Genomic DNA, 19,361 nt, shown 5'->3' with positions numbered 1-19,361 from the left:
GTTTAGTGTTTGGTTTGTTGATTGTATTGTACGACCTTGTTGTTGGGGTTGTAAACGGGTTTACATAAAATTTTTAACAAGGACCCAATTCTAATCTTTTTTGAAAATAGCCCCCATTTTTTCTAGACTAATATTTTCAGACCAAATAGTTTTATGATTGTAAAAAGCCCCATTAAAAATAACATTGTTTATCTCTACATTGGATAAATCTACTTCAGATAAATCAGCACCAGTAAAGTCTACATCTTGAAGAATGGAATTCCTAAAAGATGCTCTCGATAAATCACAATTTATAAATTTTACATCTTTTAGGTTAGAATGCATAAACCTCGCTTTCATCATACTAGAATTACAAAAATTTACTTCCTCTACTACAGATTCATAAAACGTAGCTTTTATAACCTTAGAGTTAGTGGCTTCACATTTCTTAAATATTGAGTAATCCAAATTTGACTTTGTCAAAATTACGCCATTCATACTGACCTCTAAAAAATTAATTGATGCCAGATTAGAATAATAAAAATCAGTATTGGTTAATAAACATTTCTGTAATGTTGAGCCCACAAGTACCACATCTGTTAAGTTCCTATCAACTAAATCCAATTCAATTAAAGTTGCATCCTCTAAATGCAATTGTGTGCCTCTAGATTTTGATTCAATGATCCATAATTGGTGATCCTCAATCATTTTATTTAGTTCTTGTTGAGTTAACATCCATTATCCTCCCTCTTTCCATTTAAGGCCACCAACGGATTCTTCCCTTCCATTCCATTGTACTTATAGCATTTTTTAATTGCTCAATGTGATCTTGGGATAATTTAGTGGTATCAAGAATAACATTTTCTCCCTTACTTAATTCATCTTCAATATCTGCCATTGCCTTATCTAATCTAAATCCACCTTTCTTTGGAGGGAAATTCGAGTTAAATCCCTTTACATCCCACACTTGTCCATTTCCATCGATAAACTCACCTCGACCCGTAACTGGATCACGTACAATTGGCCCCGTAAGGTCTCCTCTAACCTCTAATTCAAGCCCAGCCTGTCGTTCTATTCTAGTTTTGTCATCAATGTTAAAATTATGGTCTGGGTCTCTTGCCAAATCTTCATACTCATCTGGTGTTCTAGCATGATAAGTTCCCTTATCACCATACTTATCCATTAAATCCTGATAATAATCCGGCGCAGTTTCTCTAATTTTGTCCAAGTCAGCTTTTGGCGTCCCCTCAGTATCCCTCTGCTCTTGTTCCCTTCGCTCTCTTTCTTCTCTTTCTTCTCTTTCTTCTCTTTCTTTTCTCTCTCTTTCTTCTCTTTCTTTTTCTTCACGTTTCTTCCTCTCGCGCTCTTTTCTTTCCGGCTCTTCCTCCTCTTTTCTACGACGATGATTTCCTCCACCGCCGCCTCCATTTCCATTCCCGTGACTGTTCCGCTTTTCGATAAAAACTACTGGAATACTAATTCCACCACCGTCAATTGGACTAGTCCACATCACTCTAACTCGTATTTCTATTTCACCTTTCATCAGTTTATGAAATCCTTCAATTATCTCATTTAATTTAATCATCGACTCTGCAAAACTCTTAGCCGCCGTCTTTAGCTTTCCATCCTTAAGAATGACGTGCATTACTTCATCGATACTGGAATTAGGCAAAAGGACACCTTTCCCATTTCCCTCATGGTCACCAGACTTTTTCTTGCCATTCGGCCCATCCAGTTTATCGGCCATTTTCACTGTCCGCGTAACGGCTGTACCCGTACCAGCACTAAGAGCACTTACCGCTACCTCTGCTACCACCATGTCTTTCTTAAACTCATTCTGGCCCTTCTCATAGCTTTGTTCTTCTGATCTGGTCCACAGACCGCCTTTAAGCAAGTTATCTTGATCGTATTGGGCGTCTTTCACGAATGGGTCGATATAGTCATCGTATAACCCTTGTCCAACCGACTTTGCATCGGATTTGATTTGTTCCCACGATTTATTGCCCGTTACCGTATCTCCCACGTAATTGACTGCATTCGTAGCGGTTTCTACAGCTCCTCTCGCGAGATCATTTCGTTCGAGGAGAGAAGGTCGCTCTTCCCCAGTCACCCCTTCGTAAATGGCGTCTACCAGATACGATGTTGGTAACGCGGTCGACGCAATATCTCCGGCATCTACTACCACATTCCACAAGCCTAACAATGTATCTCCGAGAGCATCTAACTTCCCTTTCGCCTCAGCTAATTGGTTGTTCAAGGCTCTGCGGGCCATTACGGCAGCCAAACCGTTTTCCTGAACGTCCTTTTCAAACGCACTAAATAGCTGCTTATACTCCGTTCGCTTAGACGCCTCCAGCTTAATCTCCTCACTGCTGGATTTGTTTTCCTCCAACAATTCTATCGTATCCGACGCCGTTTTCACGTTCAAGCTCTTCGTCCCGGACAAAGACACGGTTGCCCCTTTCAAGGTCAGGGCACCACTCGCACTGATATTCACATTCGAGGTACTTTTCAGACTGATGCCAACATCCTTGTTCATCGAGATGTAAAGCATCCCTTCCTTGGCGGTCATCGTCAGCTCTTTATCCCCGAGCGTAAACTCTTTCCCCTGCGGATTCCCAAACGTCTTCACACCGGGGTCCTGCATTTGCCGCTCCTGTTTCTCGGCAGCCGCTCCTTTGGGCGCATGACGCACGGAGTTCATGACCATGCCGTCGTCTTCATCGGCGCTTGGGAAGTACAGCTTTACCTTTGACCCGAGCTCGGGCATGAGGTACAAAATTTGGTTGCCTTCCGCTGCATACGGGAACCACTGGGCCTTGCTTGGCTCTTGCTTTTTGTCCATGTTCAGGTGGAGCTTGACCTGGTTGCGACCGATTTGAATCACTTTTCCGTCGATCGCCGCACCGATGATGGCCTTGTTGTACAGCTTTGTTTGCTTGACGGCTTCTGGCACAGCGCATACGTAGCTCCACCTCAGGAGTCCCTGCTCCAGCTTCCCAGTCACTTTTGTAATGACAAACGTTTGCCCTTCCCGCTGTACCTCATCCCCGATTTGCAACAGATCGTCGTAATCGAAGGCGTACGTCGTGTACTGGTACTCGCTGACGGACGAGGAGCCGTTTGCGGCTTTTTTCATGTACGGTGCGATGGCCCGATTGACCTCGTATGTCGATTCTTCTTCCAGCTTGATTTGCTTTCGTCCCTCGGGCATGCCGATCCACAAGCGTACCTTATGCGCACTCAAATCTGGGACGAGGACGGCTCCGACATGGGACGCGATTCGTTTTAAAAAAGTCCAGTCTGTCTCCTCGTACTGCATGATGTATTTGCCCTGCTGGCGGTCGTCGAAGGCTTGATCGATGACATCTCCACCGTGATAGACGGACATGATTTCGTCTACGACATCCCGGTACAACCGATTCACCTGTTGAAACGAACGTGTTTTCACGCTCAGATCCAACGCATATGTATGGGACACGCCCTTTATTGTGACGTAGTGAATGTCCCGTACGACCTTGATCTCCACATGATCCAGCCGCCCCATGAAAATCGGCTGTTTTTCCCCGCCTTCCACCTTGTACAGCTCGATGGGATCGTGGGTGCCGGCACGATTAATGATCTCGTCCTCTTTATCTTCCGGGACAATTCCTGTGATCGTGAGCTTGGCATGCGTGCCTGTTTGATGGACGAACTCTAACTGATCTAGCCGGATCGGTCCATATGGCCAGACGACTTCTATATCCTGATAGGTCATGACGCCACTTGTACGCTGCATGTTCTCTCCCCTCCTTCTCTAGCAAGCGCGATAAGCGTCAATCCTGACCGTCTTTTTCAATCGTGATGATGCCTGAACGATTGCAAACCAGCTGTGACCTGCTCAGCAAGGCATGCTCGTTGTCGATGAGCACATCGTGTTTTCCATCTGTCCATTTCGAGAACGTCTGTGGTACACACACATCTCCTCCTGCTGCTTTGCAAAACCCAAAGCATCCGATATTCACGCCGGGGACGTGATCGGCGACATTCATGACAGGCTTGTTAAGGCTGTAAACGCCATGGCACCAAGGTAAATTCAAAATGCCGGGGTCGGTTCCCTGACTACACTTGAGGGTCGCTCCCCGCACGACATATGAGTACTCGGGGCTGAACAACCCCATTGTAAGTGCTTGAAGTAACGCTAGCATCATTAGACCTATCTCCCCTTCCAAAAAAATCCTCCGCAAGCAACTTCCATATTCCGTCTTATTTTTACATTCCATCTAATAATCGGGATATATTGGAAAATATTTTATGGGTCAAACGTCCTGTTTCCTTATTTTTCTAACTAACCCAAAAAGGCTCCCACCAACGCTACAAGAGTTGGGGGAAGCCTTCTTGAATTCAAACATATTCACACTATATGGTTACGCTCTCCTCGAGCACCAGTTCACCGTTTGTCGCATCGAGACTGGCCTCTACGCCCAGAGGGAGAGCGATGTTGCACGCGCCATGTCCGATCTGAATGTTCCAGATGGTTGGCTTTCCGTACGGTACGACGATATTTTGAAATACATCCCAGACAGAGAAGCCTTCGCGCTTTTTCGGCTCACAATCGGTCCATGTCCCGATGACGACGCCCGCACAATCATCAAACAAGCCACCTTGCGCAAGCTGTGTCAGCATGCGGTCAATCCGGTATGGCTCTTCGTCGATATCCTCCAGGAACAACAGCTTACCTCTCGTATCGAGCTGGTAAGGCGTGCCCATCAAGGCGGAGACGAGGGCGAGATTCCCGCCGACTACGGGTCCAGCTGCCTGACCTTCGACGAGACAGACGATTTCTTCCCCCGGCGGATTCATGATTGCTCCCAATGGCTCGGGGCGAGTCATGGCGCGTAGCACATATTGCTTGGACCAGTCATCCAGTCCATGCGCGATGTCTGAGGTAGCCATTGGTCCGTGAAGGGTAGCCAGATTCGCACGCTGTCCGAAAACGGTATGCAACGCCGTAATGTCACTGTAGCCGATAAACAGCTTCGGGTTTTGGGCGATGAGGTCATAATCGAGCAAGGGCAGGATTTGTGGGGAACCGTAACCGCCGCGCATGCACATGATCCCGTCCACTTCCTCGTCGACGAACATGGCATTCAGCTCAGCCGCCCGTTGCTCAGGAGTTCCCGCCAAATACCCACCGTACGATTCTCGGCACGTATCCGATATTTTCACCTTGTATCCCAGACCTTGCAGTCCTGCCATTGCTTTGTTCAGCACTTCTTCTGTGGCAGGGCTAGAGGTTGCCACTACTCCGATTGTATCTCCCGCTCGCAATGCTTTCCCTTTGTTCATCTGTCCAGTCTCCTCCTCCGGGTTCTCTCCCCATTATCGTACATCTGTGTCAACTGGTGCATAACCATTTTCGCAGCTTGCGACTGGCAGACGGCTGGCTGATTCCGAGCGCTTCCGCTACCTTTGTCGTCGTCTTATGCTGCTCATATGCCCGTTGCACAAGCTGGCGCTCCACCTCGTCCATTGCTTCCTGCATCGCCATCACACGATCGACCTTGATCCCTTTGTGCTCCCTGTACTCTTGGTTATGTATGTAACGCGGAATTTGCACGGGCGTAATGAGGACATCGTGGGACGTGACAACGAGCCGTTCCACTACATTTTCCAACTCCCGCACATTGCCAGGCCAATCGTATTCGCTAAGGATGCGATAGCAGGTGTCTGCGAGCTGTCTCTCCAAGCAGTACTTTTGCGAAAAGACATTGAGAAAATAATGAACGAGCACAGGTATTTCTTCCTGCCGTTCGCGCAGCGGTGGAATTTCTAATGGGACGACGTGAATGCGATAGTACAAATCCTCGCGAAACTTGCCTTCCTTGACCATTTGCCGAAGGTTTTTATTCGTAGCCGTGATCAGCTTTACATCGACTTTTCGCGAGACAGAGCTGCCTACAGGCGTAATCGTTTTTTCTTGCAACACATTCAACAGCTTCACTTGCAAGGAGAGTGACATCTCCCCGATCTCGTCCAAAAACAGCGTGCCTCCGTTTGCCTTCTCAATCAAACCTGCCTTGCCATCCTTGAACGCTCCTGTAAAAGCACCCTTTTCATAGCCAAACAGCTCTGACTCCAGCAATGTCTCGGGGATGGCTCCGCAGTTGATGTGCACGAATGGCTTGTCCACCCTCGGACTGCACTCGTGGATGTATTTTGCCAGCACGCCTTTTCCGACACCTGATTCTCCTAGCAGGATCATGGATGATTCTACCTGCGACAGCTTTTTGGCCAACATGGCGACCTGCTCCATGGACTGGCTGCGGTAGATCAAGCTAGTCTCTCCTTTTTGTCTGTTGTTCTCCTTGGTCATTTCACTCTGCAAGACCGTCCCGACATACTTGACTTCATTTAATTCCTGCTGCAGTTGCTCCTGGCTCGTTATATCAATGAAAGTATGGACCACTCCGCTAAAATTCCCGTACTGATCCCAAATCGGTGTGCCTTCCACAAAAAGCTTGCGATTTTTGCGGGTAGTTTGAATCGTGTGTACCTTTTTCTTATCGCGAATGACCCGCATCGTGATCGTTGGCGCAAAATAGCCGAGGTGATAAAACTCCTCGATCGGTTTGCCCATCATCTCCCTGGGATCGATTCCGAAAAATTCCTCATATCGTCCTGAGCCATACAACGTTCTGCCTTCTGCGTCTGTTACGTGCACGATATCAAACAGCGAACCTAATAACGATTCATAATCGACCATGGCGCTCTTTACCTCCCGTGCCCCCCGCATCTTGTGGAGTGACACGTACATAGCGATTCGTCGGTCTTCCTACCCCACCATAGCTGATATCCATTCTGACACTCCCGCTCTTCTCCAAATAGTCCAAATAGCGTCTGGCCGTCACTCTCGCGATCCCAACGCGTTCGGCCACGTCATCTGCCGAGAGAGGCTGACTCTCTTTCTCGATCTGGCGCATGATCTGCTCCATAGTGACAGCGTGCAGTCCCTTCGGCAGCACTACCCTGGCTGGAGTGGTATCGGCTTGTTCCTTTTCCCGGCTTTTGCGGAATAACAGCTGGTCGACCTCATCCTGGGATGCGATTCCCTCCCAATCAATCCGTCGGCGAAACTCTCGATAGTTTTCCAACGACTGCTTGATCCGTTCAAACTGAAACGGCTTGATTATATAGTCCATCGCCCCATTGCGCAGCATGGACTGGATCGTGGTTTTGTCCTTTGCAGCTGTTACGACGATGACGTCCACGGCATGTTTGGCGGCGCGCAACTCCATCAGTGCCTTCACCCCGTCCTGGATCGGCATGAAAATATCAATGATCACCAAGTCTGGAGTGAGCTCTTTCACTAGCTTGAGTCCATCTGCCCCGTTGGCTGCAATTCCGACCACGACAAAGCCCGGGACTCGCTCAATGAACTGCTTGTTGATTTCCTGTACCATCGGATCGTCTTCCATAATCAGTACGCGAATGTGATCGTTATCCTTCTCCATGACTGTCCACCTCCCCCATCGGAAACGTTATGAGAAAGCTGGCCCCTTCTCCGCGTGCCGAATGGCAAACCAGCTCGCCTCCCCCTTTATTGACCAACTGATGCACCAAATGTAGTCCAAGTCCACGGTGCGCACGCTCTTTCGTAGAAAATCCCCGTTCCAGCATATGTCGGCGCGTCTCTTCGTCCATGCCGATTCCATTGTCCTCCACCAAAATGGAGCAAATCTCATCGTCTTGCTCGATACTGATCATGATCTCCTTCTCGTCGCGTTCGATTCGCTCCAGTGAATCAAAGGCATTCTCGATCAGATTTCCCAATATGAGCACGAAATTATGATGATCCATGTACGGCGGAAAACGTTCCAGATGACTCCTGCGATCAATGACAACACGGATGCCCAGCTCTCTTCCGCGACTTACTTTGCCGATCAAAAGCCCAGATAAGTTCTCATCCATGATCCTTGTTGTTAAAAAGGAGGTGAGCTCCTCCTGCTGCTCGTTGACCTCGAACAAATACGTGAGTGCCTTTTCATGCTGATGGAGCTGAAGCAAGCCTGCGATGGTATGCAAATGATTCATGTGCTCGTGATTTTGTACCCGCAGTGCACCGACGAATTCTTTTACACCCGTCAGCTCCTCCGCCATTCTCGCCACTTCTGTTCTGTCCTGAAAAATCGCAATGGCGCCGACGATCTTTTCCTCGACCTTGATCAGAAAACGGTTGGACCAGAGCAGTGTATTGCCGACGTGAATTTCCGTGTTGGTAAAATTCTGGCGAAGCTCCAACACTTCTGGTAATCTGGTGTCGTGCAGGACAGACCGTATGTGCTTGCCCAGCACTTCTCCTTCTATGCCAAAAATTTGCTTCGCCCTGTCGTTAAAGATTGTGATTCGCTCCCGATTATCGATAGCGATTACTCCCTCATGCATGGCATGGAAGGTTGCGGTTCTCTCTACCAGAATTCGCGCGATTTCGTCCGGCTCCAAGTCGAGCATCTGCTTTTTCATGTGACGAGCCAACTGATAGGAGCCCCACACCCCGAACAATAAGGAGAGGAAAAAGGTCAGCGCGATATTGTTTCGCTCGCTGTACAAGATCCCCCAGACATCAGGCATGACACGTCCTACCACGACAACACCCACCTGCTGATGCTGGTCATCCATGATCGGCACATAGGCCCGCAGAGCCGTTCCCATCTCTCCTATGACTTTTTGAAAATAGGAGTGCTCGGCATAGGCCTCATCAACCGCAGGGTCCATAAACACCGTACCAATCCGCTCATCTAATGGGTCTGAATAACGAACACGCTCCCTATTCAGTACGACGATATACGTCACATCATTGACGACGCGCAGGTTGTTGGCTGTCGGTTGGATCACCTTCCACCCGTCTGGTTCCTGAATGCTTTTTTGTACATTTGGAATCGTCGCAACCGTGCGCGCTGTGGTCATCAGCCGTTGTCCCAGTTGGGTTTCCGTAATCCGAATAATCCCTCCGGCCATGATCAAGTTTCCGATGATCAAGGAAAAAAGAACGATTCCGACGGAGAGTAGCATAATCTTCCATTTAATTGTTAATCGTTCGAGCAGGTTCGTTCTTTCCTTTCCATTGGGTTTGCAACTCACTTACATTCATTCAACATAAGCAGGTGTTTAATAATGAAATCATTGGTAACCAGTACATTCATAGTCATACTCGGACTTGTGAGCGCTGTCATTATCGGCTTCGGTCCAGATCTCCTGATGGACAACAGAGGATACGACGAAGAACAGGTAGGGCTGTCCAATCAAATTATCATCAAGTTCAGCCACGTGATCGCGGAAAACACGCCGAAGGGTCTGACTATCGAACGTTTTTCCCAGCTCGTGAAGGAAAAGACAAACGGACGTGTAGAGGTGCAAGTCTTTCCCAACAGTATCCTTCACACAGAGAAAACTGAAATGACTGCTTTGCAAAACGGCGAAATCCAGATGATCGCCCCTGCATTCTCCTATGTGTCGAACACGATTCCTGAGTGGGCTGTCCTTGATCTGCCTTATCTGTTTCGATCGCAAGAGGACGTCGAAACTGTATTCAATGGGGAAATCGGCCAAATACTATTCGATAAGCTTGAAGATTCCGACATGAAAGGGCTGGCCTTTTGGGCAAGCGGCTTTAAGCAAGTGACAGCCAACCGCCCGTTGATTATGCCTTCCGATTTTCTCGGCCAACGCTTGCGCATCATTCCAGGCAACGTGATCGAATCCCAGTTTCGCACGCTCCAGGCAATCCCTGTAGGCTCTTCCTTCAATGAATTATACAGCATGCTGGCTGCCGGAAAAGTAGACGGCGAAGAAAATACGATCTCCAATGTGTACACCAAACGGCTTTACCACGTTCAAAAGCACATGACGATCAGCAATCACAGTTATTTGGGCTACGCCGTCGTGATTAATAAAACGTTTTGGAACAATCTCCCCGCCGATATTCAGCAGGCTATATCAGAAGCGATGCAGGAAGCGACAGCTTACAATAATCAGTTGGCTGTTTCGATGAATGACAAACAACTACGCTTGCTCCAAGAAAATGGGGGGATGAACATCCACGTACAGACAGCAGAAGAACGTGCGGCCTGGATCGAAGCATTGCAGCCAGTCTACGATCAATTCGCCCCGAGTATCGGAGAACCCTTGATGCAGAAAATCAGAGAGCTCCACCAACGCCGGTGAAGCTCTCAAGCAATCTCCTCGCTCTGCTCCTTGCGCATGGGCAAAATGAGCGTAAACACTGATCCCTCTGACGTGCTATTTGCGAGGAGGAGATCTCCACCAAGCGCCTTCGCCATCATGCGAGAATAGGACAGCCCCAAACCGAGTCCACGTACCTTGTCTTTTTTATTGCTTCCCCGGAAAAAACGCTCAAACACAAGAGGCTGTTCATTTGCCGGTATTCCTGGTCCATCGTCTTTGACGTCGATTCGTAAATCGGTGTCCGTTTCGTAGAGAGTCAGCGCTATGCTTCCCTTCCCACCAACAGCCTGTTTCGCATTGTTCAAAAGGTTAATCAGGATTTGCTGGACACGCCCCGGATCGACATAGATCATCGTCTGCTTATCCAGAACCCCAACAGTAAACGTAACGTGACCGAGGTCGTTAACAATCTGCCATTGTGAGGCGATCTCGCGGACCAGCTTGTTCACGTTTTGCTCTTCCTGACAAACGGTGATCGCTCCTACGGCAAATGAATTGAAGTCTAGCAAATCCTCTACCATTTTTTGCAGACGCTTGGTCTCCTTCAAGCAGATTTCCAAGAACTCCTTCTGCTCCTCACCGGAAACCACCTCGTCGTTAATTGCCTGGATCAATCCGCTAATCGACGTAACGGGGGTTTTCAACTCGTGTGTCACCCCAGCCAAAAGCTCTGTTCGCATGCTTTCCAACTGCCGAAGACGGTCGGCCATTTCTGCAAACGTATGCACCAGTTCGTGAATTTCCTTTTCCTTGATCGTTTTATTGAGCAAGACGTCGTAGTTTCCTTCTACGATCTGTCGTGCGGACATCACCACATTTTGAATCGGTTCAGACAGCTTCCGCGCATGAAAATAAATAACCGCCCAGCCAAGCACACCCAAACTCCCCAGCATGATGACCAAATACTGGATTTCCTCTTTCCCTACCTTGATATCCGTTTCTGGAAAAAGCAAGATCACTTCGCCAATGATTCGGTCATTAAACTCCAAGTTTTTCCTGATTACATATAGGGTCTCCCCTGACGGATGCCTCACTTTATCCCGCATATCTGCCTGCTTCAACAACTCAGGTGCTGCCTGCTGCAAAGGAGGCGGAAGCTTGGTTGGCCGACTGTATACGACCTTTCCTTTTACATCTTCAATGAACAAAATCAGGTTGCGATCCACACCCATAAACTTGCGCCGATTATCCAATACCTGATGAAGCTTTTCCCCCACCAAAATATTTCCAACATCATCGACGACTCGATCAGCTACTTCCTCCGCAAACAGTCGCGTGACCTCGATCTGCTTTTCAATCGCAGCGTACTTGATCCAATAGGCAGAAACAGCCCCAATGATGATTAATCCAATCACGAGGGTGAGTAGATAGCGTGTGGTCCAATAGCGCAGCAGCGATACGGGCTCATTGTTTTTTATAAACACAGAATTGATACCCTACCCCTCTTTGCGTCTTGATCTCGCCCTCCTGAACTGGCCAATTCTCCAGCGTCTTTCTGACCCGCTTGATCGCCAGGTCTACAGCACGGTCACTCCCACCATAGTCCATTCCCCATACTTGTTCGATCAATTGCTCCCGGGTAAAGGTCTGATTCGGATTTTGTGCCAGAAAAAGCAGCAAGGACAAATCGCGCGGGTGAAAAGTCAACTCGAGACCGTGCAGCGTCACGTGGTGGGACTGAAAGTTTATTTTTAAGCTTCCAAATAGTCGGGTTTCCTGATCTTTCACCAAAATAACAGAGCGGCGCAGCACCGCATTGACCCGTGCAACTACTTCATCCGCGACAAACGGCTTCGTTATGTAGTCATCTGCCCCTTGATTCAGTCCTTTAAGCTTTTGGTCTGTTTGACCGAGCGCCGTCATGATAATGACCGGACAGGAGCTCTTTTCGCGAATGTACTGGAGAATCTCCCAGCCGTTGCGTTCAGGAAGCATGACATCCAACAGAACCAGATCCGGCTTTTTTTCGTCAAAAAGCTCCATCGCCTCGAGTCCGTCGTTCGCTGGCCAGACCTCATACCCTGCCTTTTGCAAGTAAGCCTTTATCACGCGCGCTATCACCAGTTCATCTTCTACCAATAATATGCTTTTCATATCTTCCCTACCTGATTTACAGACATATGATCATTCCTATTCGAGAATTCTCGCATGGTCTCTCTAATCGTCTACGTACTTCTATTCTATCAGTTTACAACCTTGTATTTAAATTTGGCTGTGATGTTTTTGGAAAATAGGAAAAAAGCCTTGCATCCTGTAAAAAGGAGCAAAGCTTTTTTTGTGAGGAACGTCCTCACTTTTCGTTAATTTTACACGTCAAAGTTGATGTCTTCATCGCTAGCATCGCCTTCGAACTCATAAATGGTATCATCAGAGTCGCTGTCGATGATTTCACCTTTAATGTCGGCATCTTCGAAATCCTTGTCGTCCCAGATATCCTTGATAATATCTTCAACGAGAGCCTCTACATCGCCATCGTCATCCAGATCATCGAATTCATCTTTGTATTTATCCAGATTGATCTCGATTTCTACATCGATATCATCCTCATCACCCTTCAGGGAGATACTCCATTTGAGGTCTTTGTAGTCATCGTAATCAGAGTTCAGATCATCTTCCAAATCATCCAAGGCATCCTGAATATCATCATCTTTTTTGTTACTGTTGTTTTTCTTGCCGTTTTTCAAATCAGAGATCTCTTTGTTCAGGCTATCGATGGTGTTTTGCAGGCTTCTGATTTGAGCATCACGTGCAGCCAACTCGTTTGCGTGTTGGGAGTTAGGCAAGTCTTTTACCGTAATGGTGTACTTCGCGCCATCCCATGCTACATCCTTGCTGAATACGCCAGCCATCATGCGAAGTGGAATGTACGTGGTTCCGTTTACAATGAATGGTTCGATTGTTGTTGGAACAGCTGCACCGTTATAGATAACTTTAATGTTGTTGTACTTAGCTTGCAGATTCTTCGTTCCAGTCGCCGCTTGAGAGCTCGTCGGAATAAGTGTGGTAGTCAGAATCAACGCTGAGGCAATCGCCAGATATTGCTTCTTGAACATAGAAAATCCTCCATTCTCCCGGTTGTCTATTTCTTTCGTGTCACTATGTACCTCTCTTACTTTACCTATCGTTCGTGTCGAGAGTATGTCAATCATTGATTTTTTCCTTTCCAATTTGAGGGGATTTCTATGACCAAAATGACCAAAACAACCAATATGACCGCATCATTTTCAATTTTCCACACCATCTATACAATGCAAAAGAGAGGGAATAAAGCGCTTTCAATTCTTGGAGGAGGAATGAATTCGATGCGGATCAACTTTAAAAATCTGACCGTACAGGTCGTTATTGCCATCATTCTCGGTATCTTAGTTGGTCATTTTGCACCCAAATTCGGCGCAGAGCTGAAAGTGTTGGCCGATATTTTTGTCAAACTGATCAAAATGGTTATTCCACCGATTGTCTTCTTCACCGTGGTGAATGGAATCGCCAGTATGGGAGACATGAAAAAGGTCGGAAAGATCGGCGGCAAAGCGCTACTCTATTTTGAAATCGTTACCACAATCGCATTGGCGATCGGACTGTTGGTTGTCAACTTGATCAAGCCTGGAGCAGGCTTTGACAAAACAGGACTGACCAGCGGGGACGTCTCCAAGTATACGGAGGCTGCTGCTCAGAGTAACAACGGTTTTATTGATTTTATTACGGGGATCATCCCAGAAAACGTCGTCGGGGCTATGGCAAAAGGCGAGCTGTTACCCATTCTGTTCTTCGCTGTCCTGTTTGGTCTCTCACTCGCTGCCATGGGGCAAGCGTCCCAACCTGTCATCAAGCTGTTTGACAAGCTGACACACGGATTTTTTGGTGTCGTCAACATGATTATGAAGGTTTCTCCAATCGCTGCATTTGGAGCGATGGCGTATACGATTGGCAAATTCGGCATCGGCTCGCTGACCAGACTGGGCCTTTTGATGACGGCTGTCTATATCACGATGTTTTTGTTCATTATTCTCGTATTAGGCGGAATCGCGCGCTACTACAAATTCAGCATCTTCTCGTTTATCAAATACATTCGGGAGGAAATCCTGCTCGTGCTCGGAACATCCTCCTCAGAATCCGCTCTTCCGAGAATGATGGACCGGCTGGAGAAGTACGGCTGCTCCAAATCCGTTGTCGGTCTGGTCGTACCGACGGGCTACTCGTTTAATCTGGATGGCACCTCCATCTATTTATCTATGGCTGCCATTTTTATCGCCCAGGCATATGGCATCGAGCTTAGCTTTTGGGAACAGATCACTCTTTTAGGAATCCTGATGATTACGTCAAAAGGGGCTGCCGGTGTCACTGGTTCTGGTTTCATTACACTCGCCGCTACCTTGGCAGCCTTCCCTGTCATTCCAGTCGAAGGCATTGCCCTTCTGCTCGGCGTTGATCGATTCATGTCAGAAGCTCGTGCCATCACGAATCTGATCGGAAATGGCGTAGCTGCCGTTGTCATAGCCAAGCATGAAAATGAGTTCCATCCGGGACGCGTCCAGCCAACAGATGAAACGGCCATCGAGTCGGACAAGGAGTCAGAAGCAAAACCGATCATGGCCTAGTCCCTATAAAAAAGAGGTTCTCCGATTAAGAGAGAACCTCTTTTTGCTTTAGTCATTCGGCCATGTTTTGCGAAGCTCAACCTCAAATTGGCGCAGGTGATTAATTCGCTTCTGAGCTGCCTGATACTCCTCCTGCCAGCCATCTTTCTCGCGCTCTCTGATCAGCTCCGCCTTTTTCTCCAGCTCCCTTACCTCATTGCGCAATGCGATCACGATGTCCAATAACTCATCCATCTCCATGGATCGCATGTCTTGAATAAAGACCCATTCCGCTTCTGTTAATCGATACTGTTTGTTCGCCATGTTTCATCATCCTTAAAATAACCTCTATCGAAGTCCACTCATAGAGGAGCGACCGCGTTTTAGAGGATAGTTAATATTCGTACCCATTTATAAGTGTGTCATTTTTGAATAAAAATGTTTCATTTTAAAGAAAAACGATGTCATTTCGTGTATAATAGTTGTTGTAGGTATGAATGTCGACAATAATCCGCACGACAGGGGGGATTATTACTAAAATATCACCGGGATGGAGATAATTCCAAATAATTATTGACGACTTGTTGCTCACTGGGAAAAAGAGCAGCTATCTATGCCAATACAGTGTTTTGCGTGAAGGAGGATCTTACATGTTCTCTATTAGAGAATCTGATTTGCCGGGAATCGGCAGGAAGTACCAGGTCGAGACCAGAAGTGGCGACAAGCTGGTTATCGTCATTCACGATGACGGCCGTCGGGAAATGTATCACTTTGACCGTGATGATATAGACGAAACTCTCTCCATGGTTACCCTTGACGATGATGAGGCGAGACAAATTGCTGCCATCGTAGGCGGCTTGACGTACAAACCATCTGCACTGGAAACAGTCGAGGTTGCGTTAGACAAACTCATGATCGAATGGTACAAGATTGAATCGAGCGCTCCTGCCATTGGCAAGACGATTGGGGAACTCAACATTCGTCAAGAAACAGGCGCTACGATCATCGCCGTTATCGAAAAAGACCATAATCAAACGATTAATCCCGGCCCCGAGTATGTCCTTTGTACAGGATCTACTTTGGTCGTTGCAGGTGAACGGAAGCAGGTGAAGGCTCTCAAGACTATTCTCAGCAACGGAGGTGAGTGATATTGGAGCACATCGTTTTTGAAGTCGGTCTTGCCCTCGCACTCATAGCAATCGCGGGGTTCCTCTCCATGAAGTTAAAATTCTCCATCGTACCCTTCTACATTCTTGTCGGGATGATCGTGGGTCCACACGCTCCCGACATCGGTTTGTTTGATCTCCGCTTTATTTCAAGCGCCCCGCTCATCGAATTTATGGGCAGACTCGGCGTACTCTTCCTGTTGTTTTACCTCGGACTTGAATTTTCAGTAGGCCGCCTGATCAAGGCTGGTCGATCTATTGCCGTTGGCGGTACCATTTACATTGTCATCAACTTTACCCTCGGCCTCTTGTTTGGTTGGGTCGCTGGATTTCCACTCAAAGAAGTCTTGATTATCGCAGGTATTACCACTATTTCCTCCAGTGCCATTGTGGCAAAAGTACTGGTGGATCTCAAACGTACAGCAAATCGCGAAACAGAGATGATCTTGGGGATCATCATGTTCGAAGACATATTCTTGGCCGTCTATATCTCGATCGTGTCCGGCTTGGTGTTAAGCGGTGCAACTTCTCTTGCTGGCGTACTCTCATCCGCATTGATTGCACTCGGCTACATGCTCCTCCTCATTATCGTAGGCCGCAAGCTCGTTCCTTTCCTGAATCGGGCATTGAACATTAAATCAAACGAAGTGTTTATGATTACAGTGTTTGCCGCTTTGTTTCTGATTGCGGGTTTTTCCGAAACGATCCATGTTGCCGAAGCCATCGGAGCATTACTCGTGGGTCTCGTCTTGGCAGAAACACAGCACATGAAGCGCATCGAGCACCTCATCCTGCCGTTTCGTGACTTCTTCGGGGCCATGTTCTTCTTCAGCTTCGGTTTGACAATTGATCCATTGTCATTAGGTGGAGCCGTATGGTTGTCCATTGGTGCAGTTGCCCTTACCCTTTTCGGTAACGTTGTCGCCGGACTTTTGGCTGGGCGAAGTGCCGGGTTGCCTCCGAAGGCTTCTACGAATATTGGACTAACCATCGTATCTCGCGGTGAGTTCTCCATCATCATGGCTAATCTCGGAAAAGCGGGCGCACTCATGGAAATTTTGCAACCATTTGCGGCTCTTTACGTTTTGATACTCGCCATTTTAGGTCCTTTGCTGACCAAGGAATCCAAGCATATTTACAAGTTGCTCAATGCTGTATTTCGTCTGGATCGAAAGACACCCGTCAAAGAACCAGCAAACAAAGCAGACGCTGGATAATCAGAGAGACATGACTACCGACAGCAAATATGCCTGCTGTCGGTTTTACTATTGGATCGCAGACAGCATGTTCTCCATGATTTCTTCACTCATCGGGCCGATGTATTTATTCTGGACCACGCCGTTCGAATCAATGAAGTAGCTGGTCGGAATCGAAATGGCTTTGGACACATTCGCTACTTTGTTATCAGGATCGAGCAAGATCGGAAAGCTGATACCGTACAATTTCACGAAATCCGCCACTACTTCCGGGCTCGTCTCCGTATCGGTCAGATTGACCCCGAGAATAACTACACCTTTTTCCTTGTTCTCCTCGTAGTAACGCTGCATGTCCGGGATTTCTGCGCGGCAAGGAGGACACCACGTCGCCCACAGATTGAGAATGACTTTTTTTCCGCGAAAATCGGACAGCTTGACCGTACCGCTACCTATTTGCTGCCATTCAAAATCCGGAGCGGTATTTCCTTTTTCCATTCCAATCTGCCCGTTGCCTTGCTCTCCAGTTGACGCGCTGGGCTCCTGCCTGTTCAAGATTTCCGAATCGAAAATGCCCCATCCCAAAAGCCCCAAGAGCACGACAATCGCCCAAACATTATGATGCTTCTTCATCGGTCGCTCCCCCTATCGGCTTCACTCGTCTGGACAAAAAAAGCAGCAAGAGAGCGAATGCATAGTACATGAGCTGATCGCTGGAAAGTCCTGCAAACACAGCTTCTCGATTCGGAACAAAAAAGTGCACATAGACTTGGCTAATGGCAAACCACATTACGGGTGCAAGCCAAGCCGCCAGATGAATGAGTCCTTCCTTTGCCCGTTGCAGCCACCAAAGAAAGAAGGCGCATATGGCGATCTGTTGTATGTGATACCACATGCTGCTCTGTTCGAACACGACCGTGAGCATCTGGTAAACGCCCGTTGCAGCAAGAAAACCTGTCGCCATTGCCAAGGCGACGAAATAAACAGGAATCGCTTTTTTTCGTACTGTCTTGGTGAGATAGACGACAACTGCCACGACCGCCAGCATGGCTCCGTTTTCTCCCCCAGAAAAATAAAGAATGGATGAGGGATTCTCCACCGCTTTGGAAAAGTCAAACAAGAGGTAGCTGAATTTCCAAACAAGAAATGCTAGAACCAGTGCATGACTCAACAGCTCAATAACGGCTGATTTCATTTCTCTGTTATTTTTAAGCTGAGCGGATATAGCCACAAAGCCGAGTGAAAGCGAAACAACGACCGCCAGCATGCTCATTTTCAACAATAAGGGGCCTATTTGAAAAGCATCCGACATTTTCGTTCCCTCCTTTAGGAAAATGGCTTACTCTAGGGAAGACAAGTATTCAAACAACTATCACCATATCAGGAAATGGGGAATAAAGGAATGCTCACGAATATTTTTACTTTGCAAGAGCGCTATGCCCTTGCTTTTTCTACGCGAACCGAGCATCCTCAAGTGCGCGTATATCGGGATGAATCGGTCCCGGACATGTATAGCCATAATTATACAGAAGTCATGTCGATGCCCACGCAGGACTGGTTACAAGCTTACATCGAGCAAGAGCTTCGGCGTGCCAAAGTGCAACAGCTCGGCCACTTGAAGCTGGAATTGCACCCGTCGCTACCTTTTTCAGAAGAGTTCGTGTCTTTCGCGAACCAGGTTGGGTTTGAAGTGAATACGATGCTGTACATGCTCGCTCCGCTGGAGGTTGCCGATAAACTGGCGCCGAATCCACAATGCTCCGTTTTACGAGGAGATTCAACTGACGTCATGGAAGCAGGCATTCGCTGCCTTACTGCTTATGATTCGGTTATGATCAATCCTGATTTTGCTGTCCGTAAAGCGAACCGGAAAAGAGAGGTCTATGAAACCGGTGAGATCATCCCGTATGTGTGCTTTGCAGATCAAGAGCCCGTCGGCGCATGTGAATGGCATCTTTACAAGGAGCTCGTTCGTATGGAGGAATTTTTTATACTGGATGCCTGGCAGCGTAGGGGGCTCGGTACGGAAATCATTCGGGTCATGATGCAGGATGCCAAAAAGCTCGGCGCCACCCATATGTACTTGACCACCTATGCAGATGATACGCCACAGGAAATGTACAGAAAGCTCGGCTTTCAAGAGGTCGGGAGGCATTTGGAAATGATGTGGCGAAAAAACTAGAAAAAAGCTCCCACCAAGTCGCTTAGTGGGAGCCATCCAATTT

General features: G+C 47.7%; 18 protein-coding genes. 5 read left to right on the top strand and 13 right to left on the bottom strand.

The features are described from left to right. Positions 1–90 precede the first annotated feature (90 nt). The 7 genes from ODZ53_RS10925 to ODZ53_RS10895 form a co-directional block, all read right to left on the bottom strand. Positions 91–714: a pentapeptide repeat-containing protein gene (locus ODZ53_RS10925; protein ID WP_372676949.1), complete on the bottom strand. Its 624-nt coding sequence runs from the start codon at positions 712–714 to the stop codon at positions 91–93. 22 nt (positions 715–736) lie between these two features. Further along, a complete protein-coding gene (locus ODZ53_RS10920) occupies positions 737–3,757 on the bottom strand; it encodes a late control protein (protein WP_372676947.1) in 3,021 nt (1,006 codons plus the stop codon). A 37-nt stretch (positions 3,758–3,794) separates the two neighbouring features. Further along, complete coding sequence (locus tag ODZ53_RS10915; protein ID WP_173606173.1) at positions 3,795–4,169, bottom strand: DUF4280 domain-containing protein; 375 nt, start codon at positions 4,167–4,169, stop codon at positions 3,795–3,797. A gap of 208 nt (positions 4,170–4,377) precedes the next feature. Further along, a complete protein-coding gene (locus tag ODZ53_RS10910; protein ID WP_372676945.1) occupies positions 4,378–5,307 on the bottom strand; it encodes a S66 peptidase family protein in 930 nt (309 codons plus the stop codon). Positions 5,308–5,356: 49 nt separating this feature from the next. Next, complete coding sequence (locus tag ODZ53_RS10905; RefSeq protein ID WP_372676943.1) at positions 5,357–6,724, bottom strand: sigma-54 interaction domain-containing protein; 1,368 nt, start codon at positions 6,722–6,724, stop codon at positions 5,357–5,359. Continuing rightward, positions 6,711–7,472: a response regulator gene (locus ODZ53_RS10900; protein WP_372676942.1), complete on the bottom strand. Its 762-nt coding sequence runs from the start codon at positions 7,470–7,472 to the stop codon at positions 6,711–6,713. The genes ODZ53_RS10905 and ODZ53_RS10900 overlap by 14 nt, the downstream gene beginning before the upstream one ends. Next, positions 7,459–9,030, bottom strand: coding sequence for an ATP-binding protein (locus tag ODZ53_RS10895; protein WP_372677407.1), 1,572 nt, complete (start codon positions 9,028–9,030; stop codon positions 7,459–7,461). The genes ODZ53_RS10900 and ODZ53_RS10895 overlap by 14 nt, the downstream gene beginning before the upstream one ends. A gap of 102 nt (positions 9,031–9,132) precedes the next feature. On the opposite strand from ODZ53_RS10895, the gene ODZ53_RS10890 reads away from it, so the two are divergent. Next, positions 9,133–10,182, top strand: coding sequence for a DctP family TRAP transporter solute-binding subunit (locus ODZ53_RS10890; RefSeq protein ID WP_372676940.1), 1,050 nt, complete (start codon positions 9,133–9,135; stop codon positions 10,180–10,182). A 5-nt stretch (positions 10,183–10,187) separates the two neighbouring features. Here ODZ53_RS10890 and ODZ53_RS10885 read toward each other — a convergent pair whose 3' ends face one another. The 3 genes from ODZ53_RS10885 to ODZ53_RS10875 form a co-directional block, all read right to left on the bottom strand. After that, entirely contained in the window at positions 10,188–11,627 is a 1,440-nt protein-coding gene (locus tag ODZ53_RS10885; protein ID WP_372676938.1) for a HAMP domain-containing sensor histidine kinase, read from the bottom strand. Beyond that, a complete protein-coding gene (locus tag ODZ53_RS10880; protein WP_087344489.1) occupies positions 11,608–12,297 on the bottom strand; it encodes a response regulator transcription factor in 690 nt (229 codons plus the stop codon). Before ODZ53_RS10880 ends, ODZ53_RS10885 begins: the two co-directional genes overlap by 20 nt. A gap of 212 nt (positions 12,298–12,509) precedes the next feature. Continuing rightward, complete coding sequence (locus ODZ53_RS10875; protein ID WP_173606167.1) at positions 12,510–13,256, bottom strand: stalk domain-containing protein; 747 nt, start codon at positions 13,254–13,256, stop codon at positions 12,510–12,512. Positions 13,257–13,505: 249 nt separating this feature from the next. Between ODZ53_RS10875 and ODZ53_RS10870 the strand changes: the two genes are divergently transcribed. Continuing rightward, positions 13,506–14,798, top strand: a complete 1,293-nt coding sequence (locus ODZ53_RS10870) for a dicarboxylate/amino acid:cation symporter (protein WP_372676936.1) — start codon at positions 13,506–13,508, stop codon at positions 14,796–14,798. Between the two features lie 48 nt (positions 14,799–14,846). Here the strand turns inward: ODZ53_RS10870 and ODZ53_RS10865 are convergent, their stop codons facing one another. Then, positions 14,847–15,101: a hypothetical protein gene (locus ODZ53_RS10865; RefSeq protein ID WP_012684992.1), complete on the bottom strand. Its 255-nt coding sequence runs from the start codon at positions 15,099–15,101 to the stop codon at positions 14,847–14,849. A gap of 326 nt (positions 15,102–15,427) precedes the next feature. Between ODZ53_RS10865 and ODZ53_RS10860 the strand changes: the two genes are divergently transcribed. Both ODZ53_RS10860 and ODZ53_RS10855 read left to right on the top strand, forming a co-directional pair. Further along, positions 15,428–15,925 (top strand): cation:proton antiporter regulatory subunit, encoded by a 498-nt coding sequence (locus ODZ53_RS10860; protein ID WP_372676935.1) that lies wholly within the window; start codon positions 15,428–15,430, stop codon positions 15,923–15,925. 2 nt (positions 15,926–15,927) lie between these two features. Beyond that, the gene (locus ODZ53_RS10855; RefSeq protein WP_372676934.1) at positions 15,928–17,160 is read left to right on the top strand and encodes a cation:proton antiporter; all 1,233 of its coding nucleotides are present in this window, start codon (positions 15,928–15,930) and stop codon (positions 17,158–17,160) included. 48 nt (positions 17,161–17,208) lie between these two features. Here ODZ53_RS10855 and ODZ53_RS10850 read toward each other — a convergent pair whose 3' ends face one another. Both ODZ53_RS10850 and ODZ53_RS10845 read right to left on the bottom strand, forming a co-directional pair. Continuing rightward, entirely contained in the window at positions 17,209–17,769 is a 561-nt protein-coding gene (locus ODZ53_RS10850) for a peroxiredoxin family protein (protein WP_372676933.1), read from the bottom strand. Then, positions 17,753–18,448, bottom strand: a complete 696-nt coding sequence (locus tag ODZ53_RS10845; protein ID WP_372676932.1) for a hypothetical protein — start codon at positions 18,446–18,448, stop codon at positions 17,753–17,755. Before ODZ53_RS10845 ends, ODZ53_RS10850 begins: the two co-directional genes overlap by 17 nt. Before the next feature lie 90 nt (positions 18,449–18,538). Here ODZ53_RS10845 and ODZ53_RS10840 point away from each other — a divergent pair, with 90 nt between their 5' ends. Further along, entirely contained in the window at positions 18,539–19,318 is a 780-nt protein-coding gene (locus tag ODZ53_RS10840; RefSeq protein ID WP_372676931.1) for a GNAT family N-acetyltransferase, read from the top strand. The last annotated feature ends 43 nt before the right edge of the window (positions 19,319–19,361 follow it).

The organism is Brevibacillus sp. BD137 (assembly GCF_041644655.1).
GTDB lineage: Bacteria > Bacillota > Bacilli > Brevibacillales > Brevibacillaceae > Brevibacillus > Brevibacillus brevis_D.
This window is presented reverse-complemented; position numbering and strand designations above follow the sequence as displayed.

Coding starts and splice junctions, on each gene's coding strand:
- ODZ53_RS10890 (WP_372676940.1), top strand. CDS start 9,133: ATGAAATCATTGGTAACCAGTACATTCATAGTCATACTCGGACTTGTG.
- ODZ53_RS10880 (WP_087344489.1), bottom strand. CDS start 12,297: ATGAAAAGCATATTATTGGTAGAAGATGAACTGGTGATAGCGCGCGTG.
- ODZ53_RS10875 (WP_173606167.1), bottom strand. CDS start 13,256: ATGTTCAAGAAGCAATATCTGGCGATTGCCTCAGCGTTGATTCTGACT.
- ODZ53_RS10910 (WP_372676945.1), bottom strand. CDS start 5,307: ATGAACAAAGGGAAAGCATTGCGAGCGGGAGATACAATCGGAGTAGTG.
- ODZ53_RS10870 (WP_372676936.1), top strand. CDS start 13,506: ATGCGGATCAACTTTAAAAATCTGACCGTACAGGTCGTTATTGCCATC.
- ODZ53_RS10900 (WP_372676942.1), bottom strand. CDS start 7,472: ATGGAGAAGGATAACGATCACATTCGCGTACTGATTATGGAAGACGAT.
- ODZ53_RS10845 (WP_372676932.1), bottom strand. CDS start 18,448: ATGTCGGATGCTTTTCAAATAGGCCCCTTATTGTTGAAAATGAGCATG.
- ODZ53_RS10895 (WP_372677407.1), bottom strand. CDS start 9,030: ATGCTACTCTCCGTCGGAATCGTTCTTTTTTCCTTGATCATCGGAAAC.
- ODZ53_RS10860 (WP_372676935.1), top strand. CDS start 15,428: ATGTTCTCTATTAGAGAATCTGATTTGCCGGGAATCGGCAGGAAGTAC.
- ODZ53_RS10850 (WP_372676933.1), bottom strand. CDS start 17,769: ATGAAGAAGCATCATAATGTTTGGGCGATTGTCGTGCTCTTGGGGCTT.
- ODZ53_RS10925 (WP_372676949.1), bottom strand. CDS start 714: ATGTTAACTCAACAAGAACTAAATAAAATGATTGAGGATCACCAATTA.
- ODZ53_RS10915 (WP_173606173.1), bottom strand. CDS start 4,169: ATGATGCTAGCGTTACTTCAAGCACTTACAATGGGGTTGTTCAGCCCC.
- ODZ53_RS10865 (WP_012684992.1), bottom strand. CDS start 15,101: ATGGCGAACAAACAGTATCGATTAACAGAAGCGGAATGGGTCTTTATT.
- ODZ53_RS10920 (WP_372676947.1), bottom strand. CDS start 3,757: ATGCAGCGTACAAGTGGCGTCATGACCTATCAGGATATAGAAGTCGTC.
- ODZ53_RS10840 (WP_372676931.1), top strand. CDS start 18,539: ATGCTCACGAATATTTTTACTTTGCAAGAGCGCTATGCCCTTGCTTTT.
- ODZ53_RS10905 (WP_372676943.1), bottom strand. CDS start 6,724: ATGGTCGATTATGAATCGTTATTAGGTTCGCTGTTTGATATCGTGCAC.